The 19059-nt window shown below is 67.8% G+C and carries 17 protein-coding genes; 9 read left to right on the top strand and 8 right to left on the bottom strand.

Annotated features, from left to right (window positions below; translation table 11 throughout):
• Positions 1 to 100: 100 nt before the first annotated feature.
• Together F0L46_RS18230 and F0L46_RS18225 are read left to right on the top strand one after the other, a co-directional pair.
• The gene (locus F0L46_RS18230) at positions 101 to 1246 is read left to right on the top strand and encodes a TAXI family TRAP transporter solute-binding subunit (RefSeq protein ID WP_149820170.1); all 1146 of its coding nucleotides are present in this window, start codon (positions 101 to 103) and stop codon (positions 1244 to 1246) included.
• Positions 1243 to 2613: a hypothetical protein gene (locus tag F0L46_RS18225; protein ID WP_149820168.1), complete on the top strand. Its 1371-nt coding sequence runs from the start codon at positions 1243 to 1245 to the stop codon at positions 2611 to 2613. Before F0L46_RS18230 ends, F0L46_RS18225 begins: the two co-directional genes overlap by 4 nt.
• 10 nt (positions 2614 to 2623) lie before the next feature.
• Here the strand turns inward: F0L46_RS18225 and F0L46_RS18220 are convergent, their stop codons facing one another.
• The 3 genes from F0L46_RS18220 to F0L46_RS18210 all read right to left on the bottom strand — a co-directional run bounded on the left by F0L46_RS18220 (position 2624) and on the right by F0L46_RS18210 (position 5885).
• The gene (locus tag F0L46_RS18220) at positions 2624 to 4042 is read right to left on the bottom strand and encodes a UdgX family uracil-DNA binding protein (protein ID WP_149820166.1); all 1419 of its coding nucleotides are present in this window, start codon (positions 4040 to 4042) and stop codon (positions 2624 to 2626) included.
• A 1-nt stretch (position 4043) separates the two neighbouring features.
• A complete protein-coding gene (locus F0L46_RS18215; protein WP_149820164.1) occupies positions 4044 to 5264 on the bottom strand; it encodes a putative DNA modification/repair radical SAM protein in 1221 nt (406 codons plus the stop codon).
• 102 nt (positions 5265 to 5366) lie between these two features.
• On the bottom strand, positions 5367 to 5885 hold the full coding sequence (locus tag F0L46_RS18210; protein ID WP_149820162.1) for a ferritin-like domain-containing protein: 519 nt from the start codon (positions 5883 to 5885) through the stop codon (positions 5367 to 5369).
• Positions 5886 to 6178: 293 nt separating this feature from the next.
• Between F0L46_RS18210 and rpsO the strand changes: the two genes are divergently transcribed.
• The gene (gene rpsO / locus F0L46_RS18205; RefSeq protein ID WP_149820160.1) at positions 6179 to 6448 is read left to right on the top strand and encodes a 30S ribosomal protein S15; all 270 of its coding nucleotides are present in this window, start codon (positions 6179 to 6181) and stop codon (positions 6446 to 6448) included.
• 264 nt (positions 6449 to 6712) lie between these two features.
• A complete protein-coding gene (gene pnp, locus F0L46_RS18200) occupies positions 6713 to 8968 on the top strand; it encodes a polyribonucleotide nucleotidyltransferase (protein ID WP_149820158.1) in 2256 nt (751 codons plus the stop codon).
• Between the two features lie 100 nt (positions 8969 to 9068).
• On the opposite strand, the gene F0L46_RS18195 is transcribed toward pnp, so the two are convergent.
• On the bottom strand, positions 9069 to 10376 hold the full coding sequence (locus F0L46_RS18195) for an esterase/lipase family protein (protein WP_149820156.1): 1308 nt from the start codon (positions 10374 to 10376) through the stop codon (positions 9069 to 9071).
• A gap of 5 nt (positions 10377 to 10381) precedes the next feature.
• Entirely contained in the window at positions 10382 to 10729 is a 348-nt protein-coding gene (locus F0L46_RS18190) for a hypothetical protein (RefSeq protein WP_149820155.1), read from the bottom strand.
• A gap of 286 nt (positions 10730 to 11015) precedes the next feature.
• On the opposite strand from F0L46_RS18190, the gene F0L46_RS18185 reads away from it, so the two are divergent.
• Positions 11016 to 11375, top strand: a complete 360-nt coding sequence (locus tag F0L46_RS18185; protein ID WP_149820153.1) for a RidA family protein — start codon at positions 11016 to 11018, stop codon at positions 11373 to 11375.
• An 86-nt stretch (positions 11376 to 11461) separates the two neighbouring features.
• On the opposite strand, the gene F0L46_RS18180 is transcribed toward F0L46_RS18185, so the two are convergent.
• A complete protein-coding gene (locus tag F0L46_RS18180) occupies positions 11462 to 12478 on the bottom strand; it encodes a TerC family protein (protein ID WP_149820151.1) in 1017 nt (338 codons plus the stop codon).
• Positions 12479 to 12813: 335 nt separating this feature from the next.
• Here F0L46_RS18180 and F0L46_RS18175 point away from each other — a divergent pair, with 335 nt between their 5' ends.
• From F0L46_RS18175 to F0L46_RS18165, 3 genes are read left to right on the top strand one after another with little or no spacing between them, the layout of a single operon-like run.
• Positions 12814 to 13878, top strand: coding sequence for an ABC transporter substrate-binding protein (locus F0L46_RS18175; protein ID WP_240540053.1), 1065 nt, complete (start codon positions 12814 to 12816; stop codon positions 13876 to 13878).
• A gap of 55 nt (positions 13879 to 13933) precedes the next feature.
• Entirely contained in the window at positions 13934 to 14725 is a 792-nt protein-coding gene (locus tag F0L46_RS18170) for an ABC transporter ATP-binding protein (protein ID WP_149820149.1), read from the top strand.
• A gap of 14 nt (positions 14726 to 14739) precedes the next feature.
• A complete protein-coding gene (locus F0L46_RS18165) occupies positions 14740 to 15519 on the top strand; it encodes an ABC transporter permease (RefSeq protein WP_149820148.1) in 780 nt (259 codons plus the stop codon).
• Between the two features lie 195 nt (positions 15520 to 15714).
• Here F0L46_RS18165 and F0L46_RS18160 read toward each other — a convergent pair whose 3' ends face one another.
• Together F0L46_RS18160 and F0L46_RS18155 are read right to left on the bottom strand one after the other, a co-directional pair.
• Positions 15715 to 16434 (bottom strand): gamma-glutamyl-gamma-aminobutyrate hydrolase family protein, encoded by a 720-nt coding sequence (locus F0L46_RS18160; RefSeq protein ID WP_149820145.1) that lies wholly within the window; start codon positions 16432 to 16434, stop codon positions 15715 to 15717.
• Positions 16435 to 16562: 128 nt separating this feature from the next.
• Complete coding sequence (locus F0L46_RS18155; RefSeq protein WP_149820143.1) at positions 16563 to 17564, bottom strand: amidoligase family protein; 1002 nt, start codon at positions 17562 to 17564, stop codon at positions 16563 to 16565.
• Between the two features lie 257 nt (positions 17565 to 17821).
• On the opposite strand from F0L46_RS18155, the gene F0L46_RS18150 reads away from it, so the two are divergent.
• Positions 17822 to 19054: a glycosyltransferase family 1 protein gene (locus tag F0L46_RS18150; protein WP_149820141.1), complete on the top strand. Its 1233-nt coding sequence runs from the start codon at positions 17822 to 17824 to the stop codon at positions 19052 to 19054.
• Positions 19055 to 19059 lie beyond the last annotated feature (5 nt).

Here is a 19059-nt window from a genome sequence, read left to right as displayed (position 1 = left end):
TGGCCAAGTTTCCCGTTGCGGCGAGGCTCGGCCGGTGCCACGGTTGCGTCACAATATAACAACGCGTTCGGGGGCTGCCTTCTATTTCAGAGGTGGCTTTATGCTTCGGAGACGGACTTTCGGGCTCTTCGTCTCGCTCGCGCTCGCCCTGACGGGCGGCAGCGCCGTCGCGCAGGGGGCCGGGCAGCCGGCCGCGGGAGCCGATCGGGCCAATGCGGGCACGATCGGGGTGATCTCGGGCGGCGCGGACGGCACCTATATCCGCATCGCGGCGGATCTCGCGAACGTGCTCGACGCCGAATCGCTGCGTGTCCTGCCCATCGTGGGGCGCGGCTCGCTGCAGAACCTGCGCGACATCATGTATCTGCGCGGCGTCGACGTCGGCATCGTCCAGATGGACGCCCGCCAGGGGTTGGGCGAGGACCGGCTGCAGACCGCGGCCCACCAGCGCCTGCGCTACATCGCCCGCCTCTACAACGAGGAGCTCCACATCCTCGCCTCGCGGGAGATCACGGACCTGCGCCAGCTCGACGGCCGCAAGGTGAACATCGACAAGGTGGGCAGCGGCACGAGCCTCACGGCCAAGATCCTGTTCGACAAGCTCGGCATCAAGCCGGACTTCACCCATTACGACCAGTCCACCTCCTACGAGCGGCTGCGCTCGGGGGAGATCCAGGCCGCGCTCTACGTGGCGGGCCGGCCCGTGCGCGGCATCGCCGAGTTCCAGGGCGAGGGCCGCTTCCACCTCCTCCCCGTTCCCTTCGACCGCGCGGTCGCCGAGACCTACCTGCCGGCGCGCTTCGAGCGGGCCGATTATCCCCGCCTCATCGACGAGGGCGCCGCCGTCGAGACCATCGCGGTGGGCAACGTGCTCGCGGTGTTCAACTGGCCGCAGGGGTCGGACCGCTATCGCCGGGTGGAGCGCTTCGTGGACGCGTTCTTCTCGCGCTTCGACGAGTTCGCCCTGCCTGGACGCCATCCTAAATGGCGCGAGGTGAATCTCGGCGCGACGGTGCCGGGCTGGGAGCGCTTCAAGCCCGCCCAGGACTGGCTCGACCGCAAGGAGCGCGTGGCCTCGGCCCCGCCGGAGCAGAAGGCGGCGTTCCAGACCTTCCTCGACGGACGGGGCAACCTCGTGGGCTCGATCTCGATGACCGAGCGCGAGGCGCTCTACCAGGACTTCATGCGGTGGCAGCTTTCCCGCACGGGCAAGGGCACCACCCAGCGCGCGGGAGCAGCGCCATGAGCACCAACCCCCACGCCCAGACAGGGCCGAGCGCCGAGGCCATGGCCCGCCGCCTCGAGGAATTGCGCGCCATGGGCGATCCGCCGGGCTTCGACCCGGCCTATGGGGAGCCCGCCGCCCCGGCCGCGGAGCCGCCGCCGTCCCGCATGGGGCGGGCGCTCGTCGTGGGCGGCGTCGTGCTCGCCTCCGCGCTGATCGCCATCCCGGTGCGCTCTCTCCTCTTCGAGGATCCCGCGCCCGTGGCCAGCGCGCGCGGCCCGGATGCCGAGCGCATCGCAGGCCCGTTCGAGGTCGCGGACGCTCCGCCGCCTACAGCCGAAGCCGAGGTGGCGCCGCCCACCACCACGGCCGCCGCCGCGCCCCCTGACACCGCTCTTGCGGCGGAAGCGGCCCCGGTCGCGATCGAGGCGGTCGCGAGCTCCGGCGATCTTCCGATCGTCGCCATCGTCGAGACGCCGCGCCGGGAGCCTGTCGCCATGGCCGAGGCACCGGCCGCCGCGGAACCTCCGGCCGCGGAGTCCCCGGCCGCCATCCTGGCGGAGGTCCGTGTCCCGGAGATCGATCCGCCTCCCGCCCTCGACGTCGCGCTCACGGTCGCGCCCCCCGCCGAGACGCCGGCCGCCGCGGAGCCCGTGATCGTCGCGGCCCTCGAGCCCGTCGCCATCGAGCCCGTCGTCGCCGTCGAGATCCCGCCCGCCGAGATCGTCCCGGCGCAGGCCATGGCCGAGGCCGCCGCGCCCGTTCCCCCCGAGGTCGCGCCCGAGGCCTCCGCGACGGCGCCCGCGACGCTCGCGGTCGCGCTCGCCGAGCCCGCCCCGGAGGCGCCGCCGGCCGTCGTGGCGCGGGTCGAGGCCGCTCCGGCGGTGCCCGAGCCGTCCGCGCCGGTCCCGGCTCCCCTCCCGGCGCCCGTCGCGGTGCCGGCCCCCGTCGCGCAGGCGCCCGCTCTCGACATGCCCGAGACCACGGGCAACACGGCGCGCGGCCATCCGCACCGGACCCGTACCGCCGCCCTCGGGTCGCCCTCGCTTGCCCCCGCGACGCCCCCGGCCCCGCCGATGCCGGCCGTCGAGGCGTCGCTGCCGCCCGATCAGGCCGACGACGTGGACGATGCCTGGCTGCTCTCCCGGGCGCGCGGGCTCATCGAGCAGGGCGACATCAGCGGGGCGCGCCTCGTCCTGGAGCATGCCCTTCACGCGGGCAGCTCCCGCGCCGCCTTCCACCTCGCCGAAACTTACGATCCGCGCATCCTCGCGTCCTGGCGGGCGCTCGGCATCCGGGGCGACGCGAAGCGGGCGCGCGAGCTCTACGCGAAGGCGTCCGAGCGGGGCATCGCCGGCTCGCGGGAGCGCCTGCTGGGGCTGAAATAGGCGGCTTCCGTCACGCCCCCGCCGCGGGTGCCTCGCCGGCGGCGAGGGCCTGCGCCGCCTTGAGGTCGCCCACGAACGCCGCATAGGCCCGCTCCCGCGCCGCCTCGTCGGGCAGGCGCAGCAGGTAGGACGGGTGAACGGTGACGAAGCCCGGGCCCCGGTCGAGCATCAAGGGCCCGCGCGAACGGGTGATCGCTACCGGGCGGCCGGTGAGCGCAAGCGCCGCCGTGGCGCCGAGCGCCACCACGAGGCGCGGCGCCACGAGGTCGAGCTCGTCCATGAGCCACCAGCGGTAATGGCGCACCTCGCCCGCCGAGGGCGTCACGTGGATGCGCCGCTTGCCCCGCGCCTCGAACTTGAAGTGCTTCACGGCATTCGTGAGATAGGCCTCCTCGCGGACGATGCCGGCCTCGTTGAGCGCCCGCATCAGAAGCTGGCCCGCGGGGCCCACGAAGGGCCGCCCCTGGATCTCCTCCTGGTCGCCCGGCTGCTCGCCCACGAAGGCGATGCCGGCCCCCACCGGCCCCTCGCCGAGCACGGCCCTCGGCGCGAAGGCCACGGGCGGCACATAGGCCGCGATGGCCCGGTTCAGGGCCTCCAGGGAGGCGGGCGGCTCGCGCCGGTGCATGGCGGCGAGGGCGGCCGTGGGCTCGCGCTTCGCCGAGACGGTGGCGGCCTGCTCCACCATCCGCTCGACGCGGGCGGAGGCGCCCTGGAGCATCGCCGGGATGCTCTGCGTCTCGGGCAGGTTCTTCCAGTATTTTTTCGGCATCTCGGCCCGCATGGCGCCGGGATTGGCCCGGGCGGGATTGAAGATGCTCTCGTAGTAGGCCCGCCAGCCGGCCTCGAAGGCGTCCCCGTCCGGCGCGTCGGCGCGGGTCGCGGGCGGGCCGTAGGCGAGGCGCTCGCGGTCCCAGTGGATCGTGCCCCGCGGGGTCAGGATCGACCAGTGGAGCGAGCCGAAGCGGTCGCGGAAGAAGGGGCCGACGCTCTCCAGGATGTGGTGCTCGGGCTCGAACCAGGCGACGTAGCGCTCGCCCTCCGGGGTCTCGACCTGCCGGAAGCGCACGAAGGCGTGCATCTTGTGGATGTCGCGGGCCAGGCTCTTTCGCATGAGGTGGAGGCGGTGGATCAGGGGATCGCTCACCACCTCGGGCAGGGCGCGCTCGCCGTGAACCACGCGCCAGATCAGGCGGTAGAGGAGGCCGTAGCGCTCGGGGTCGCTGTGGCGCACCACGTCCGCCACGATCGGCGGCACGCTCTTAGGGAGCGCGAAGGCGGGAGCGTCGGGCAGCGGCTCGTCGGCGAAGAGGCCGACCCCTTCCGTGAACAGCACTCCCTCGGGCGCGACCCCTTGCGCGACGAGGGCGCGGGCCGCGCGGCGGAAGCCGTCGAGGTCCGCGCCCGCCCCGAGGGCGACCGTGCGCATGCTAGAACAGGCTCAGCTGCTCGGCGCGGCGGGGCACGAGGCGCTCGCGCAGGTCGGCGCGGTCGGTGAGCCGCACGGGCCGGTGGTCGGCCGTGATCAGGAAGGGCTCGGCCCGGCGCACCGCGCTCGACAGGCGCCCGACATCGGCGAGCGTCAGGCGGGTGTGGCGGCGGGCGGCCACGATCTTGTCCACCGCCTTGGCGCCGAGGCCCGGCACGCGCAGCAGCATCTCGCGCTCGGCGAGGTTAACGTCGACGGGGAAGCGGTCCCGGTGCTTGAGCGCCCAGGCAAGCTTCGGGTCGATGGCGAGGTCGAGCATGCCGCCCTCGGTGCCGTCCGCGATCTCGTCCACGGTGAAGCCGTAGAAGCGCAGGAGCCAGTCGGCCTGGTAGAGCCGGTTCTCGCGCTGGAGGGGCGGGGCCTTGGCGGGCAGGACGTGGCTTGCGTCGGGGATGGGGCTGAAGGCCGAGTAATAGACCCGGCGCAGGCCATAGCCCTTGTAGAGCCGGTCGCTCGTGCGCAGCACCGCCGTGTCGTCGGCGGCGTCCGCGCCCACGATCATCTGCGTGCTCTGCCCCGCGGGCGAGAAGCGCGGCCCGCGCTTCTCCTCCTTGGCCTCGAGGATGCGCTCCTGCATGCGCCCCATGGCGCCGAGGATCTGGCCGTCGTCCTTCTCGGGGGCGAGCTGCTTCAGGCTCTCGGCCTGAGGCAGCTCGATGTTGATCGAGAGCCGGTCGGCATAGAGCCCCGCCTCCTCGATGAGGAACGGGCTCGCCTCGGGGATAGTCTTGAGGTGGATGTAGCCGCGAAAGCCGTGCTTCTCCCGCAGGGTCTTCGCCACGAGGATGAGCTGCTCCATGGTGTAGTCCGGCGTCTTGACGATGCCCGACGACAGGAACAGGCCCTCGATATAGTTGCGCTTGTAGAAGTTGAGGGTGAGCGCCACCACCTCGTCGACCTTGAACCGCGCCCGCTCCACGTTGGAGGAACGGCGGTTCACGCAATAGACGCAGTCGTAGAGGCAATAATTCGTGAGCAGGATTTTCAGGAGCGAGACGCAGCGTCCGTCCGGCGTATAGGCGTGGCAGATGCCCGTGCCCTTGGTCGAGCCCAGGCCGTCGGGCCCCGACACGCGCTTAGGAGCGGCGGAGGACGCGCAGGACGCATCGTATTTCGCCGCGTCCGCGAGCACGCGCAGCTTGCGGGCCAGCGCCTCATCCATGCCGTTCGATCCCCCATCCCATACCGAGGATATGGGGCTCTCGCGCACGCGCGCGATGGGGCGCCGCGTCGCATGGGACGCGGCGCCCCGGGGGGGCGGGATCTAGCGGTCGGCCTTCGCGCCCTGCTCCTCAAGCATGATGTACTTGCGGGTGATGGGCTGGATGGCGTCGTGGATGAGCTGTGCCGTGGTCTTCTCCTCCTGCAGCGACTGCTGGAAGGCGGAGAGGTGGCGGGACTGGCCGGCGGCCTCGGTGATCACGAGAAGCGAGGTATAGGCCGCGATCTCGAAGTTCTCGAAGGCGTGGTTGGCATAGGAGTTCTTCAGGATCTCGTCCTCGAAGGGCGAGTGCGCGATGGCCGCCATGTTGCCGATGAAGCCGAGCACCGCCTCCTTGAGGGCCGAGGGGCTTTCCCCGATATCGCTCATCGCCGCCTCGATCCGGTCGCGCTGGGCGTGCGTCTCCTGGATGTGGCGGCGCAGGATCTGCTCCATCTCGGGGTAGTTCTGGATGCGCTCGACCTGCCGCTCCATGATCTGGAGCGCCTGCATCTCGAGGGCGTGGGTGTTGCGCAGCGCGACCGCGTAGAGGCTTCGCGTGCTCTCCGATCCGGTGGCCATGGGGGGCTCCTGTGTGGTTCTGTCGCGGATCAACGGCCGCTTGCCGCCCAGGTTCCTGCTCCGGCGCCCGGGCGGGGCCCGTGCCTGCCGCTCACACGGGACTGGCGCGGGAGCGGTTTTCATGTATGGTGCGCCGGCCCGCGGATGCGCCGTTTGCGCACCGCGGCCGTTCGTGTTCGACCGTGCTGGACGACATCCCGGCCCGGCCGTACCGACGGCGTCACGAACGACGGGCTCCCAGCCGCTCCGGCGGCGGATCCTCGTTCTCCCATCTCACGCGAAAGGACGATTCGATGTCGATCACGGCCGAGCGCAAGACCGCGCTCATCAAGGAATATGCTCGCGGCGGCTCCGATACGGGCTCCCCGGAGGTCCAGGTGGCCATCCTCACCGAGCGGATCAACAACCTGACCGGTCACTTCAAGAGCCACGCCAAGGACAACCATTCCCGCCGCGGCCTCCTGAAGATGGTCTCGCAGCGTCGTTCGCTCCTCGACTACGTCAAGGGCAAGGACGAGCAGCGCTACCGCACCCTGATCGAGCGGCTGGGCATCCGCCGCTGATCTCGCCGGGCGCGCCCTGGGGCGCGTCCCACGACCGGACCCGTCGGATCGCGACGGGTCCGCATCGGCCGCCGGGGATCACGGATCCGCGGCGGTCCGGGACCTGCCGGATCCGCCGGCCGGCCCGACCACAGGCGGACGGCGCGATGACCATGGCAGGATCGCAAGGGGCTCGAGCGCACGGGATCGTACGGTCCCGGCCCGAGCCCCTTGCCGTCTTGCCTATGGCATCGGGCCCCGCCTGAACCCATGAGAGAGACGTCTATGTTCGATACGCAACGCGAAGAGCTGATCTGGGCCGGCCGCAAGCTCGTGCTCGAGACGGGCAAGATGGCCCGCCAGGCCGACGGCGCCGTGGTGGCGACCTACGGCGAGACCACGGTGCTCGCCACCGTGGTGGGCGCCAAGGAGCCCAAGCCCGGCATCGACTTCCTGCCGCTCACGGTGAACTACCAGGAGCGCACCTACGCGGCCGGCCGCATCCCCGGCGGCTACTTCAAGCGCGAGGGCCGTCCGACCGAGAAGGAGACGCTCGTCTCCCGCCTCATCGACCGTCCGATCCGCCCCCTCTTCATCGACGGCTGGCGCAACGACACCCAGGTGGTCGTGACCGTGCTGAGCCACGATCTCGAGAACGATCCCGACATCGTCGCCATGGTCGCGGCCTCCGCGGCGCTCACCCTCTCGGGCGTGCCCTTCATGGGCCCCGTGGGCGCGGCGCGCGTGGGCTACGTCAACGGCCAGTACATGCTCAACCCGCCGCTCGCCGAGATGGAGGGCTCGTCCCTCGACCTCGTCGTCGCCGGCACCCAGGACGCGGTCCTGATGGTGGAGTCCGAGGCCAAGGAGCTGCCCGAGGACGTGATGCTCGGGGCCGTGATGTTCGGCCACAAGCACTTCCAGCCCATCATCGAGGCGATCATCCGCCTCGCCGAGAAGGCCGCCAAGGAGCCTCGCGACTTCGCCGCCGCCGACATGTCGGACGTCGAGAAGGCCGTGCTCGAGATCTGCGAGAGCGACCTGCGCGAGGCCTACAAGAAGACCGTGAAGCAGGAGCGCTACGCCGCCGTCGACGCCGTGAAGGCGCGCGTCATGGAGGCGCTGGTTCCCGCCGAGGGCGAGGCCCGCTTCCCCGCCGAGAAGGTGAAGGCCGCCTTCAAGGAGGCCCAGTCCAAGGTGGTCCGCTGGAACATCCTCGACACGGGCTCGCGCATCGACGGGCGCGACCTCAAGACCGTGCGCCCCATCGTGGCGGAGGTCGGCATCCTGCCGCGCACCCACGGCTCGGCGCTGTTCACCCGCGGCGAGACGCAGGCGCTGGTCGTGACCACGCTCGGCACCGGCGAGGACGAGCAGTTCATCGACCAGCTGGAGGGCACCCGCAAGGAGTCCTTCCTGCTGCACTACAACTTCCCGCCCTATTCGGTGGGCGAGACGGGCCGCATGGGCTCGCCCGGCCGCCGCGAGATCGGCCACGGCAAGCTCGCCTGGCGCGCCATCCACCCGATGCTGCCGCCCGCCCACGAGTTCCCCTACACGATCCGCGTCGTCTCCGAGATCACGGAGTCGAACGGCTCGTCGTCGATGGCCTCGGTGTGCGGCGGATCGCTCGCGCTGATGGACGCGGGCGTGCCGCTTCGCCGTCCGGTGGCCGGCATCGCCATGGGCCTCATCCTCGAGGGTGAGCGCTTCGCCGTGCTCTCCGACATCCTCGGCGACGAGGATCACCTGGGCGACATGGACTTCAAGGTGGCCGGCACGGAGGAGGGCATCACCTCCCTCCAGATGGACATCAAGATCGCCGGCATCACCGAGGAGATCATGCGGGTCGCTCTCGACCAGGCGAAGGGCGGTCGCGCCCACATCCTGGACGAGATGAACAAGGCGCTCACCGCGCCGCGCGCCGAGCTGGGCGAGCACGCGCCCCGCATCGAGACGATGAAGATCCCCACCGACAAGATCCGCGAGGTCATCGGGACGGGCGGCAAGGTCATCCGCGAGATCGTGGAGAAGACCGGCGCCAAGATCGACATCCAGGACGACGGCACGATCAAGATCGCGTCCGCCGACGGCAAGGCGATCAAGGCGGCCTATAACTGGATCCGCTCCATCGTGGCGGAGCCCGAGGCCGGCATGATCTATGACGGCACCGTGGTGAAGACCATGGACTTCGGCGCCTTCATCAACTTCTTCGGCCCCAAGGACGGCCTCGTCCACATCTCCGAGCTCGCGCCCCAGCGCGTCGCCAAGGTGACCGACGTCGTCAAGGAAGGCGACAAGGTGAAGGTGAAGTTCCTCGGCATGGACGACCGCGGCAAGGTGCGGCTCTCCATGAAGGTCGTCGACCAGGCGACCGGCGAGGACATCACCGAGAAGCTCAAGGCCGAGCGCGCCGAGCGTGGCGAGCCCGAGGAGCGCGAGGACCGCGGCCCCCGTCCGGACCGGGGCGATCGCGGTGATCGCGGCGGCGACCGTGGCGACCGCGGCCGCCGTCCCTCGCGCCGCGAGGCGGGCGAGTAAGCGTCCGTCTCATCGGACGCCCGACTGCGAGGCGCGGCTCCCGGGAGCCGCGCCTTTTTTATGCGAGGTCTACTCTAGCGACCTACGTGGTGCGGCCTTTTCAGGAGCTCAAATTACTCGTCCGATCAAGAATCCAGTGGCCGATTAATTCAACCGCAGACTGATTTGAATATACGTTGCTGTGATTCAAAGGCGCTTCTTCCTCGCCCTGAGTAGGCCACTGCACATGATGCAGGTTGCTGGCGCCGTAGGGGGCTGGCTCAACGGCTAAGTCCAAGAGCGAGGCGTAACGAAAATAAGTTACTCCAAATGCAAACAATGTAATCGTAGATATAGACCCTCTTATCAAAATTGTGAAAAACATCAGAATGGAAATAAGAATAAATAAAGCGCCAATTGTTATTCCTGGAAATGCTAAAATATCTGAAGAGCCTTGAGTGAAGGCGTTATTGATAAAAATAAAATTTATGTGATATCCGCTGAATGCATCGCCTGGTGATAGAAATTCACCGTAGCTCAGGCATATTCTTGCATAGTAAATTATCCAGATTTGTATGGTTGCAAGGCTGCCTACCAACAGGAAGAATGTAGGCCAGTATGCTACAAATTTCTCTAGATATCTTACGGATGAACTGATAACTCCATCTGTGATATCGCCAATTTTAAGTGCAATTAATGACAGAAATTGAATAAACGACAGTGCTGCTGATGCTTCATCGCCAGTCGTTCTTATGAAAATAGATTGTTCCATGAAGGGTAAATCGCATGTATCTTGCTCTTGAGCTGTCATGTTCAATCGCTTCATATATAGGCTGTCAGCTCGAACAATTAGTCTTCGCCTCTTTAGTAAGAATTGTATAATATAAAGTCCGATCAGTATCGATGCAAATAAGTTAATCGGAACGAGATATGGGAAATTGGCCGGAATAGACAGCTGCCATTCCAACCAGCCGAAGAAAACGCCTATTGCTACATATACTCCGAGTCCCCAGAGAAAACTTGTTGCAATCAAAGTGTCTGGAACTCGTCTCCGCAGCCTTAACGCGATGAATGGTGTTGACATATAGACGACGCCAGCGAGCCGCTCGCCGAGATCGGCTCTCGTCTTGAGGAGATACGAAATCGCACTTCCGCCGTGGCTGTGTCCTATGAGGAGGAATTTCGCTGACGGCGGGAGAGACGAGATGACGCTTTGGATGGCCAAAGAGGCCAGTCGACGAGAAGTGACAACGTTATTGCCGTCCCAATCAACTACATGGAACTTGTAATTACACTTAGACTCTTTCAATGTAGCGCTTAGTACCTTCCGAAACTTACTTTCTTCGGCAGCCCACACAGCCGATGTAGAGAAGGTTCCATGTACGAGAATGATATGGATATCATCGACACCGCAAATTTCTTTGCTCACCGCATTCACTTGCCTAGAATGTTTGTTGATGCCCAATCTACAAAATTGCCGCGACTCAGTATCGCAATGATCTGACCGCGCTGATCAACTACGGCGATCTGCGAGTTTACTTTTGCAAATCGAAAATTTTTGGCTGCGGGGTATGCGGCGTTTACATAGTCCGGGCTATCGTACAGGCGCCAGTGTGCAGGTACGCTCGACCCTTCAACAACTTCTTTTGTAGAGACTTTTTGATTCGGAACGTTGTCGATGGCGGCGACTGTGCCGATGCCTACACCTCCCTGGCTATTGGCAGCTATCGATGGGCCAACAAACATTATGAATATAAGAAGTACCCGTCTCGCGCCCACCATAGAACTCCCTCGTACGCTCTAGCAGCCGTTGAGCTTAACCGAGCAAGCATGGGTTCAGTTCCTTCCAAATGCAGATACGGCATCAACGACGTTCGAGGTCCCACGAATGCCCCGCCTCCTGTCATGCGACGGTCTCGCCTGCGACTGCAAGCCAGGCGGGAAGAGGACTCACCATCCGCAGGTTGCCCGCGGCTTCCAAAAGGAAGTGCCACTCGACCGCGTCAACTCCCTTGCAGCCGTGCTGGAACTGCCGCAAAAAGCCGCGAGGCTCTTCCAGAGGATCAAAATGAGCGACACCGACATCCAGCGCATCGAGCCCGGCCCCCGCATGAGCATGGCGGTGGCGCATGGGCCTCTCGTGTTCACGGCGGGGCAGGTGGCGAGAGCCACGGCGGGGGCGTCCGTCGGGGAGCAGACGCGGGAGATCCTGGAGCTCATCGACGGGCTGCTGGCGCAAGCCGGCACGGACAAGACCCGGCTCATCTCGGCCAATATCTGGCTCACCGACATCTCCACCTTCCCCGAGATGAACGGCGTGTGGGACGCCTGGGTCGCCCCGGGCTGCGCCCCCGCCCGCGCCACCGTGGAGGCGAAGCTCGCCGCGCCCCAGTACAAGGTCGAGATCGCGGTCGTCGCGGCGCGCTGACGGCTTGATGTCCCATGACGAAAGGCGCCCCCGGGTCTCGGGGGCGCCTTGGATGCTCGGGGATGGCTGGCGAGCGAGGCGGCGCCTCACTCCGCGGGCTTGGCCGCGTGGTTCTCGTGGCGGGTCTTCCACAGAGAGTAGACGACGCCGCCGGCAATGAGGGCCAGCGTGATCCCGAGCGAGAGCTCCGGCGGGAACTTGCCGACGAGCTGGTTCCAGAAGATCTTCGCCCCGATGAACATGAGCACGATAGCGAGCGCGTATTTCAGGTAGTGGAACCGGTGCACCATGGCGGCGAGGGCGAAATAGAGCGCGCGCAGGCCGAGGATCGCCATGATGTTCGCCGTGTAGACCACGAAGGTGTCTGTCGTGATGGCGAAGATCGCCGGCACCGAGTCGACCGCGAAGATGAGGTCGGCGATGTTGATGATCACGAGGGCGAGGAAGAGCGGGGTCGCCCACAGGACGAGCTTGCCGGTGGCCGGATCGGGCTCGCGCACGAAGAAGTGCTGGTCGTGGAGCTTGTCCGTCACCCGCATGTGCCGGCGCATGAAGCGCACGACAGGGTTCTTCGACACGTCCGGGTCGCTCTCGGGCACGATGAGCATCTTGATGCCCGTCGCGATGAGGAAGGCGCCGAAGAAGTAGAGGATCCAGGCATATTCCTGCACGAGGGCCGCGCCCACCGCGATCATGAGGCCGCGCAGCACGATCACCGCCAGGATGCCCCAGACGAGGGCCCGGTACTGGTATTTCCGCGGGATCGCGAAATAGGTGAAGATCAGCGAGATCACGAAGACGTTGTCGATCGAGAGCGACTTCTCGATGAAGTAGCCCGTGAAGAACGCGATGCCGGCATGCATGCCGTCCTCGGTCACGAGCCGCCCGGTCTCGAAGGACCACCAGATATAGCCGCCGAACGCCATCGCGATGGCGATGTAGAAGGCTGACAGCCAGAGGCTCTCGGAGACGCCGAGCTCCTTGTCGTCCCGGTGCAGGACGCCGAGGTCGAAGGCGAGGAGGACGACGACGAGGCCGAGGAAAGCGGCCCACATCCACAGGGGCTTGCCGAGCCAAGCGGCTTCAAACAGTTCGATCATCATACCGGACCTGATGGTTGCGCGAAGGTGCGACGGTTTCCGACATCACGGGCGCTGTGCGCTCCGCCAGAGGGGCCCGGTAACCGATGAGCTCGATGTAGGAGTTCTGCGGATGCCGTCAAGGGGAGCGCGGTAGGCCTGTCGTCCGTCAAGGTTGACGGGTGGTGAACATGCCGAAAGCTTGCCCACTTGCCCAAAAACCGAGCGCGCCGCTTGACGGCGCCGCCCCCTTCCGGCTTGCTTTCCCTGGAACGGCATGGACCTTGCCAGACGACGCCGGCAGCGCGCCCGGCGGCTCGGGCGCGAACCGACAATCCAAATAAGGGTGGAGTGGTGAGATGGTGGGAGCGAAGGGGCGTGGCGCGGGTCTGACCCGCCGCGTGATGATGGGAGCGCTGGCGCTCGGCGCGGGTGCGGCGGCGTCGCTGTGGTCCGTGGGCGCGAGCGCGCAGACGCCGATCCGCTTCACCCTCGACTGGCGCTTCGAGGGCCCCTCGGCACTGTTCCTGATGGCGCTGGAGAAGGGCTACTTCAAGGGGGAGGGCCTCGACGTCACCATCGACACCGGCAACGGCTCGCGCGAGGCGATCCCGCGCGTGGCGTCGGGCACCTACGACATGGGCTTCGGCGACGTGAACTCGCTGGTGCGCTTCCGCGACGAGAACCCGACCGTCGACGTGAAGGCGATCGCGATGATCTACGACCGCCCGCCCTTTTCCATCGTCGGGCGCAAGAGCCGCGGCATCTCGAGCGAGGTCTCGTCGCTGCGCGGCAAGAAGTTCGGCGCCCCCGCGGCGGACGCGGCCTATGCCCAGTGGCCCATCTTCAAGGCGGTCAACAAGATCGACGAGAAGGAATGGAACATGCGCTTCGAGAACGTGGGCTTCCCCGTTCGCGAGCCCATGCTGGCCCAGGGCGAGGTGGACGCGGTCTTCGGCTTCGCCAACTCGTCCTACATCAACGTGAAGTCCCGCAACGTGCCCGAGAACGACATCGTCGTCATGCTCATGAGCGACTACGGCGTCGAGCTCTACGGCAACGTCGTGATGGTCAACCCGAAGTTCATGGCCGAGAAGCCCGAGGCGGTGCGCGGCTTCCTGCGCGCGCTGGTCAAGGGCGTGCGCGACGTGGTGGCGAACCCGGCCGCCGCGACCGACCTCGTGATCAAGCGCAACGACGTGGCGCGGCGCGACGTGGAGCTGGAGCGCCTCAAGATGACCCTCGACCAGAACGTGGTCACCCCGTGGGTCAAGGAGAACGGCTTCGGCGGCATCGACAAGGCGCGCTTCGAGCGGGCGATCGACCAGATCGGGCTCACCTTCACCTACAAGAACCGCCCGAAGACCGAGGACATCTTCACCGACGCCTTCCTGCCGCCCGCGGCGGAGCGGAAGGTTCAGTGACGCCCCCCTCTCCCCGCCATGCGGGGAGAGGTGACCAAAACACCGGAGCCCACCCGTGCCCGCCTTCGTCGACATTCACGACGTCACCCACGTCTATGCGGGCGCCGAGGACGGCGCGCCGGCCGTGCAGGACCTCAACATCAAGGTGATGGAGGGCGAGTTCGCCGCCGTCGTCGGCCCGTCGGGTTGCGGCAAGTCCACCCTCATGAAGCTCGCCACCGGGCTGCAATTTCCCGCCAAGGGCACCGTCATCGTCGATGGGCGCGAGGTGGGAGCGCCGGTGAAGATCGCCGGCATGGCGTTCCAGAACCCCACCATGCTGCCCTGGCGCACCACGCTCCAGAACCTGCTCCTGCCCCTCGAGGTGGTGCAGCCGCACCGCTCGCGCCTGCGCTCCAACCGGGCCGAGTACGTGGCCAAGGCCGAGGCGCTGCTGGAGCAGGTGGGCCTCAAGGGCCAGGGCTCGAAATATCCGTGGCAGCTCTCGGGGGGCATGCAGCAGCGCGCGAGCCTGTGCCGGGCGCTGATCCACGAGCCCAAGCTCCTGATGCTCGACGAGCCCTTCGGCGCGCTCGACGCCTTCACCCGCGAGGAGTTGTGGTGCGTGATCCGTGACCTGCACGCGGCGCAGAGATTCACCGTCGTCCTCGTGACGCACGACCTGCGCGAGGCGGTGTTCCTCGCCGATCGGATCTTCTGCATGAGCTCCAGGCCCGGCCGCATCATCGCCGAGCGGGAGGTGGACCTCCCCCGGCCCCGGGACCTTGAGGTCACCTACACCCAGCCTTTCATGGACATCGTGCACGAATTGCGCGCCCACATCGCCCACGCCCGCGTCGCGGCCTGACCCCAGGAGCCCCCATGTCCCGCCGCCGCCGCGACCGCAGCCTCGCGCTCGCCCCCTGGCTCTTCACCATCGGCTTCTTCCTCCTCTGGGAGATCGGCTGCCGGGCGTTCAAGATCTCGTCCTACGTCCTGCCGCCCCCCTCCGCGATCCTGGAGGCGCTTTGGCAGTACCGGACGCAGATCGGCTACCACTCCTTCCACACGCTGTGGATGACGCTTGCGGGCTTCGGCCTCGCGGTCGGGTTCGGGCTGCTGCTCGGCATGGCGCTCGGCGCCTCGCGCTTCGTCAACGCGGGCACCTATCCGCTGCTGGTCGGCTTCAACGCCGTGCCGAAGGTGGCGGTGGTGCCGATCCTCGTGATCTGGTTCGGGGTGGGCTGGCAGGCGCCCGTGCTCACCGCCTTCATGATCTCGTTCTTCCCCATCGTCGTGAACGTCGCGACGGGGCTCGCCACCATCGAGCCGGAGGCCGAGGACGTGCTGCGGGCGCTCGGCGCCTCCAAGCGCGACATCATCGTGAAGGTCGGCATCCCGCGCTCGATGCCCTACTTCTTCGGCTCGCTGAAGGTGGCGATCACGCTGGCTTACGTCGGCTCGGTGATCGGCGAGTACAACGCCTCGAATGTGGGCGTGGGCAACCTCATGGCCCGCGCCTCCGCCGACTTCAACGTCCCCCTCCTCTTCGCCGCCCTCATCGCGCTCGCCGTCCTCGGCGTCGTCATGTACGCGATCACGGTGATCGTGGAGCGGCGCATGACGGGCTGGGCCCAGCGCTCCAACTTCGCGGCGGCGTGAAGGGTCAGGCCCGCAACGGCCGTCCCACCATCGCCATCCCCCTCATGCTGAGGTGCGCAGCGTAGCGGAGCCTCGAAGCACGCAGCACGCTTCCACAGCCGGAAGGAGAACTCTGGAGCGCCCTTCGAGGCCCACCTGCGGTGGGCGCCTCAGGACGAGGGGGGGCCTGTTTTGGGCTAGGCCTCTCGGGATCCCTCACGAGCCCGCCGCGAGCGGCGCTGGCATCGCCTCCTCGAGGCGCGTGGCGCGCGGGCCGCGGGCGGCCTCGACCAGGGCGCCGAAGAGGCGCTGGTGCGGGCGGCGCAGGACGAGGAGCTCGGGGTGCCATTGCACGCCGATGATGAAGCGGTCCGCCGTGGTCTCGATCGCCTGCACCACCCCCGCCTCGTCCCGGGCCACGACCCGCAGGCCCTCGCCCAGGCGATCCACGGATTGGTGGTGGAGGGCGTTCACCCGGCAGGGGTTGCAGCGCAGGATACGGTCGAGACGGCTGCCGGGCTCCACCGCGACGACCTTCTTGGCGAGCACCGTGCGCATATGCGGCGCCTTGACGTAGACCTCGTAGATGTCGGTGTGCAGGTTGCCCCCGAGCGCCACATTGATCATCTGCGCCCCGCGGCAGATGCCGAGCACCGGCACGCCCTGGGGCAGGGCCTCGCGCAGGACCCGCAGCTCCAGCGCGTCGCGCTCGGGATCGACCCGCACGTCGGGGAGGACGCTGCCGCCATAGAGCTCCGCCCCGATGTCGTCGCCCCCGCCGATGATCAGCCCGTCGAGGGGCTCGCGGGGCGCAGCCTCCCCCGCCACGAGCCGCACGGCCCGGGCGCCTGCCCGCGCCAGCGCGAGCCGGTGCATGAGATAGGCGCGCCAGCCGCCCCGGCGCGACGTGGTGACGCCGATGAGCGGGCGGGTCATGCGGGCCTCCCCCGGATGCGCTCCGGCGGGACGGCCCGCCTCAGGCGATCACGACGATCTCGAAGGTGGCTCCCCGCGCTCGAATTGCTCATCGGTGATGGCCCTCCCGGGATTGCGCGCCGGCCGCCCTAGGCGAAGGCGAGCCGCTCGGCGCGGTCGGCCCAGCTCTTGTCGTCGCCGGGAAAGCCGAGATAGGCGGTGCCGAGACGATCCAGGCGCTCGGCGTCGGCCGCGACGCGCTCCACGGCCACCCAGCGGTTCCACTCGGGCGCGATGCTCCAGCCCGGATCGCTCACCCGCGCGTCGGGCAGGCGGTAATGGAAGGTGGGGCGGCTGCCGATCTTCTCGTTGGGCAGCACGGCCCGCACCCGCGCCTCGTCGAGATGGGTGAGAAGGGGCAGGAGGTCGAGGTCGCGGTTCCGGGTGGGGTTCGCGGCGAGGTAATCGTCGATGAAGGCCGCGAGGTCCGGCCTGTAGGCGGGATCTGCGACGCGGCGCACGTAGTCGGCCGGGAACGGATCGGCGAAGCCGAGGAGCGAGCGGGTGGCGTCCGGGGCCACCTGCCGGCGAAGCCAGGTGTTGAGGAGGACGAAGGCGCGCAGGACGGGGAGGATCGCGTCGATGGAGGCACCCGCCGCCTGCGGGTTGAAATGGAGGCCGAAGGCGTAGAGCGCGCCGTCCTGGGTGCCCCGGGCGCCGGCCGTGCGCAGGGCGTCCACGGCCCGGTCGAACTCGTGCACCCGGTCCATAGGCAGGGGCCCCGTGACGAGCTCGCAGGGGATGACGTGGCTCGTCGCCGAGCCGAGCCAGGAGGCGACCCGCGAGCCCACTTCCGCGATGACGTTGTGCCGGGTCTTGCTCGGATGGAGGATCCGGCTGTCGATCTCGACCTCGAGGTCGCCGAGCGACGTGCCGATGATCCGGAAGGCGTTCGGGTCCGTCTGCTCGATGGCGCCGCCGAGCGCGTTCTGGATCACCGCCGCGGCGCCCTCGGCGCTCAGGCCCGCGAACTCCACCTCGATGCCCACGGCGCGCCGCTCGCCCCCCTCGGTCACGAGAACCGGTGGCAGGTCGAAATCGGCGTGGCCCCCCAGAGGGGACGGCGGTATGTCCAGGGGAGCGGCGCTCATACCCGACAACCGAGCGCAATCGCCGCAGGTTCCGCCCGAGAGCCGCGTCAGTTGCCGTAAGGAGACGTGAAACGCCCTGCCTGGGCAGGCAAGTCACCCGCCCGAAAGGGAACCGTATCGCAAAGGTCGCGTTAACGCTGTGATCTCGCCTGAGGTCTCCACCATCCAGGCTGATCCACCATCAAGCCTCCCGTCGCCCGCGCGGATTTTTTCGATCCGATCGATCGACTGTGCCCGTTCACAGGGGACCCTTCGCGATGCCGAAGCGCTTTACCGCCTCGACTGCCTCCGACTCCCTCCGCATCGACTCCAAACGACCCCTCCTCGTCTGCTTCTCCCATCTGCGCTGGGACTTCGTGTGGCAGCGGCCGCAGCACCTGCTGAGCCGGGCCGCCCAGACCTACCGCGTCCTGGTGGTGGAGGAGCCCTATTTCCGGGACGGGGCGACCCCGCACATGGAGGTCTCGGAGCGCCCTGGCGGCGTGACGATCGCGGCGCCGATCCTGCCGCACGGCCTGTCCCACGAGGAGACGATCCTCGCCCAGCGCGACCTCGTCGGGCGCCTGCTGGAGGGCGAGACCGGCTCGCCCCGGGTCTTCTGGTACTACACCCCCATGGCGCTCGCCTTCACGAGCGAGCTCGATTGCGACGCCTGCGTCTACGACAACATGGACGAGCTCGCCGCCTTCAAGGGCGCGTCGCCTGAGCTCCTCGCCCTCGAGGAGAGCCTGTTCCAGCGGGTCGACGTGGTGTTCACGGGCGGCATGAGCCTCTACGAGGCCAAGCGCTCGCGCCACCGCAACGTGCACGGCCTGCCCTCGTCCATCGAGGCCGCCCACTTCGCCAAGGCGCGGGGCCAGACGGAGGAGCCCGCGGAGCTGCGCGACATCCCGCATCCGCGCCTGGGCTTCTTCGGCGTCATCGACGAGCGCATGGACGTGGAGCTCGTCGGCCAGTGCGCCGACCTGCGCCCCGACTGGCACTTCGTGATGATCGGCCCCGTGGTGAAGATCGATCCCGCCGGCCTGCCGCAGCGCCCCAACATCCATTGGCTCGGCGGCCGGGACTACAAGGACCTGCCCCGCTATCTCGGCGCCTGGGACGTGGGCTTCATGCCCTTCGCCATCAACGAGGCGACCCGGTTCATCTCCCCCACCAAGACGCCCGAGTTCCTCGCGGCGGGCCTGCCGGTGGTGTCGACCCCTATCACCGACGTGGTGCGCCCCTACGGCGAGCGGGGCTTCGTCGAGATCGCCATGACCCCCCTGGAGGTGGTGCCCAAGGTCGAGGGCCTCATGGCGAGGAGCCCCGAGGAGCGGGAGGCCTGGCTCGCCCGCGTCGACCGGCACCTCGCGGCCGGTTCCTGGGACAAGACCTGGGCCGCCATGGACGGCGAGATCGCCAAGGTGCTCGGCGACGAGCCCCCGGCCCGCCAGCGCGCCCGCGCCGGCACCGTCGCGCCTGCCTACGCTGCCACCCCTGCGGAGTGAAATCT

The sequence above is a fragment of the Salinarimonas soli genome (genome assembly GCF_008386575.1).
Taxonomy (GTDB): Bacteria; Pseudomonadota; Alphaproteobacteria; order Rhizobiales; family Beijerinckiaceae; genus Salinarimonas_A; species Salinarimonas_A soli.
Note: the sequence above shows the minus strand (reverse complement) of the source record. Positions and strands in the feature narration are given on the sequence as shown.

Bases quoted from the DNA above. Each gene is read 5' to 3' on its own strand.
- F0L46_RS18230 (WP_149820170.1), top strand. From the start codon at position 101: ATGCTTCGGAGACGGACTTTCGGGCTCTTCGTCTCGCTCGCGCTCGCC.
- F0L46_RS18225 (WP_149820168.1), top strand. From the start codon at position 1,243: ATGAGCACCAACCCCCACGCCCAGACAGGGCCGAGCGCCGAGGCCATG.
- F0L46_RS18220 (WP_149820166.1), bottom strand. From the start codon at position 4,042: ATGCGCACGGTCGCCCTCGGGGCGGGCGCGGACCTCGACGGCTTCCGC.
- F0L46_RS18215 (WP_149820164.1), bottom strand. From the start codon at position 5,264: ATGGATGAGGCGCTGGCCCGCAAGCTGCGCGTGCTCGCGGACGCGGCG.
- F0L46_RS18210 (WP_149820162.1), bottom strand. From the start codon at position 5,885: ATGGCCACCGGATCGGAGAGCACGCGAAGCCTCTACGCGGTCGCGCTG.
- rpsO (WP_149820160.1), top strand. From the start codon at position 6,179: ATGTCGATCACGGCCGAGCGCAAGACCGCGCTCATCAAGGAATATGCT.
- pnp (WP_149820158.1), top strand. From the start codon at position 6,713: ATGTTCGATACGCAACGCGAAGAGCTGATCTGGGCCGGCCGCAAGCTC.
- F0L46_RS18190 (WP_149820155.1), bottom strand. From the start codon at position 10,729: ATGGTGGGCGCGAGACGGGTACTTCTTATATTCATAATGTTTGTTGGC.
- F0L46_RS18185 (WP_149820153.1), top strand. From the start codon at position 11,016: ATGAGCGACACCGACATCCAGCGCATCGAGCCCGGCCCCCGCATGAGC.
- F0L46_RS18180 (WP_149820151.1), bottom strand. From the start codon at position 12,478: ATGATGATCGAACTGTTTGAAGCCGCTTGGCTCGGCAAGCCCCTGTGG.
- F0L46_RS18175 (WP_240540053.1), top strand. From the start codon at position 12,814: ATGGTGGGAGCGAAGGGGCGTGGCGCGGGTCTGACCCGCCGCGTGATG.
- F0L46_RS18165 (WP_149820148.1), top strand. From the start codon at position 14,740: ATGTCCCGCCGCCGCCGCGACCGCAGCCTCGCGCTCGCCCCCTGGCTC.
- F0L46_RS18160 (WP_149820145.1), bottom strand. From the start codon at position 16,434: ATGACCCGCCCGCTCATCGGCGTCACCACGTCGCGCCGGGGCGGCTGG.
- F0L46_RS18155 (WP_149820143.1), bottom strand. From the start codon at position 17,564: ATGAGCGCCGCTCCCCTGGACATACCGCCGTCCCCTCTGGGGGGCCAC.
- F0L46_RS18150 (WP_149820141.1), top strand. From the start codon at position 17,822: ATGCCGAAGCGCTTTACCGCCTCGACTGCCTCCGACTCCCTCCGCATC.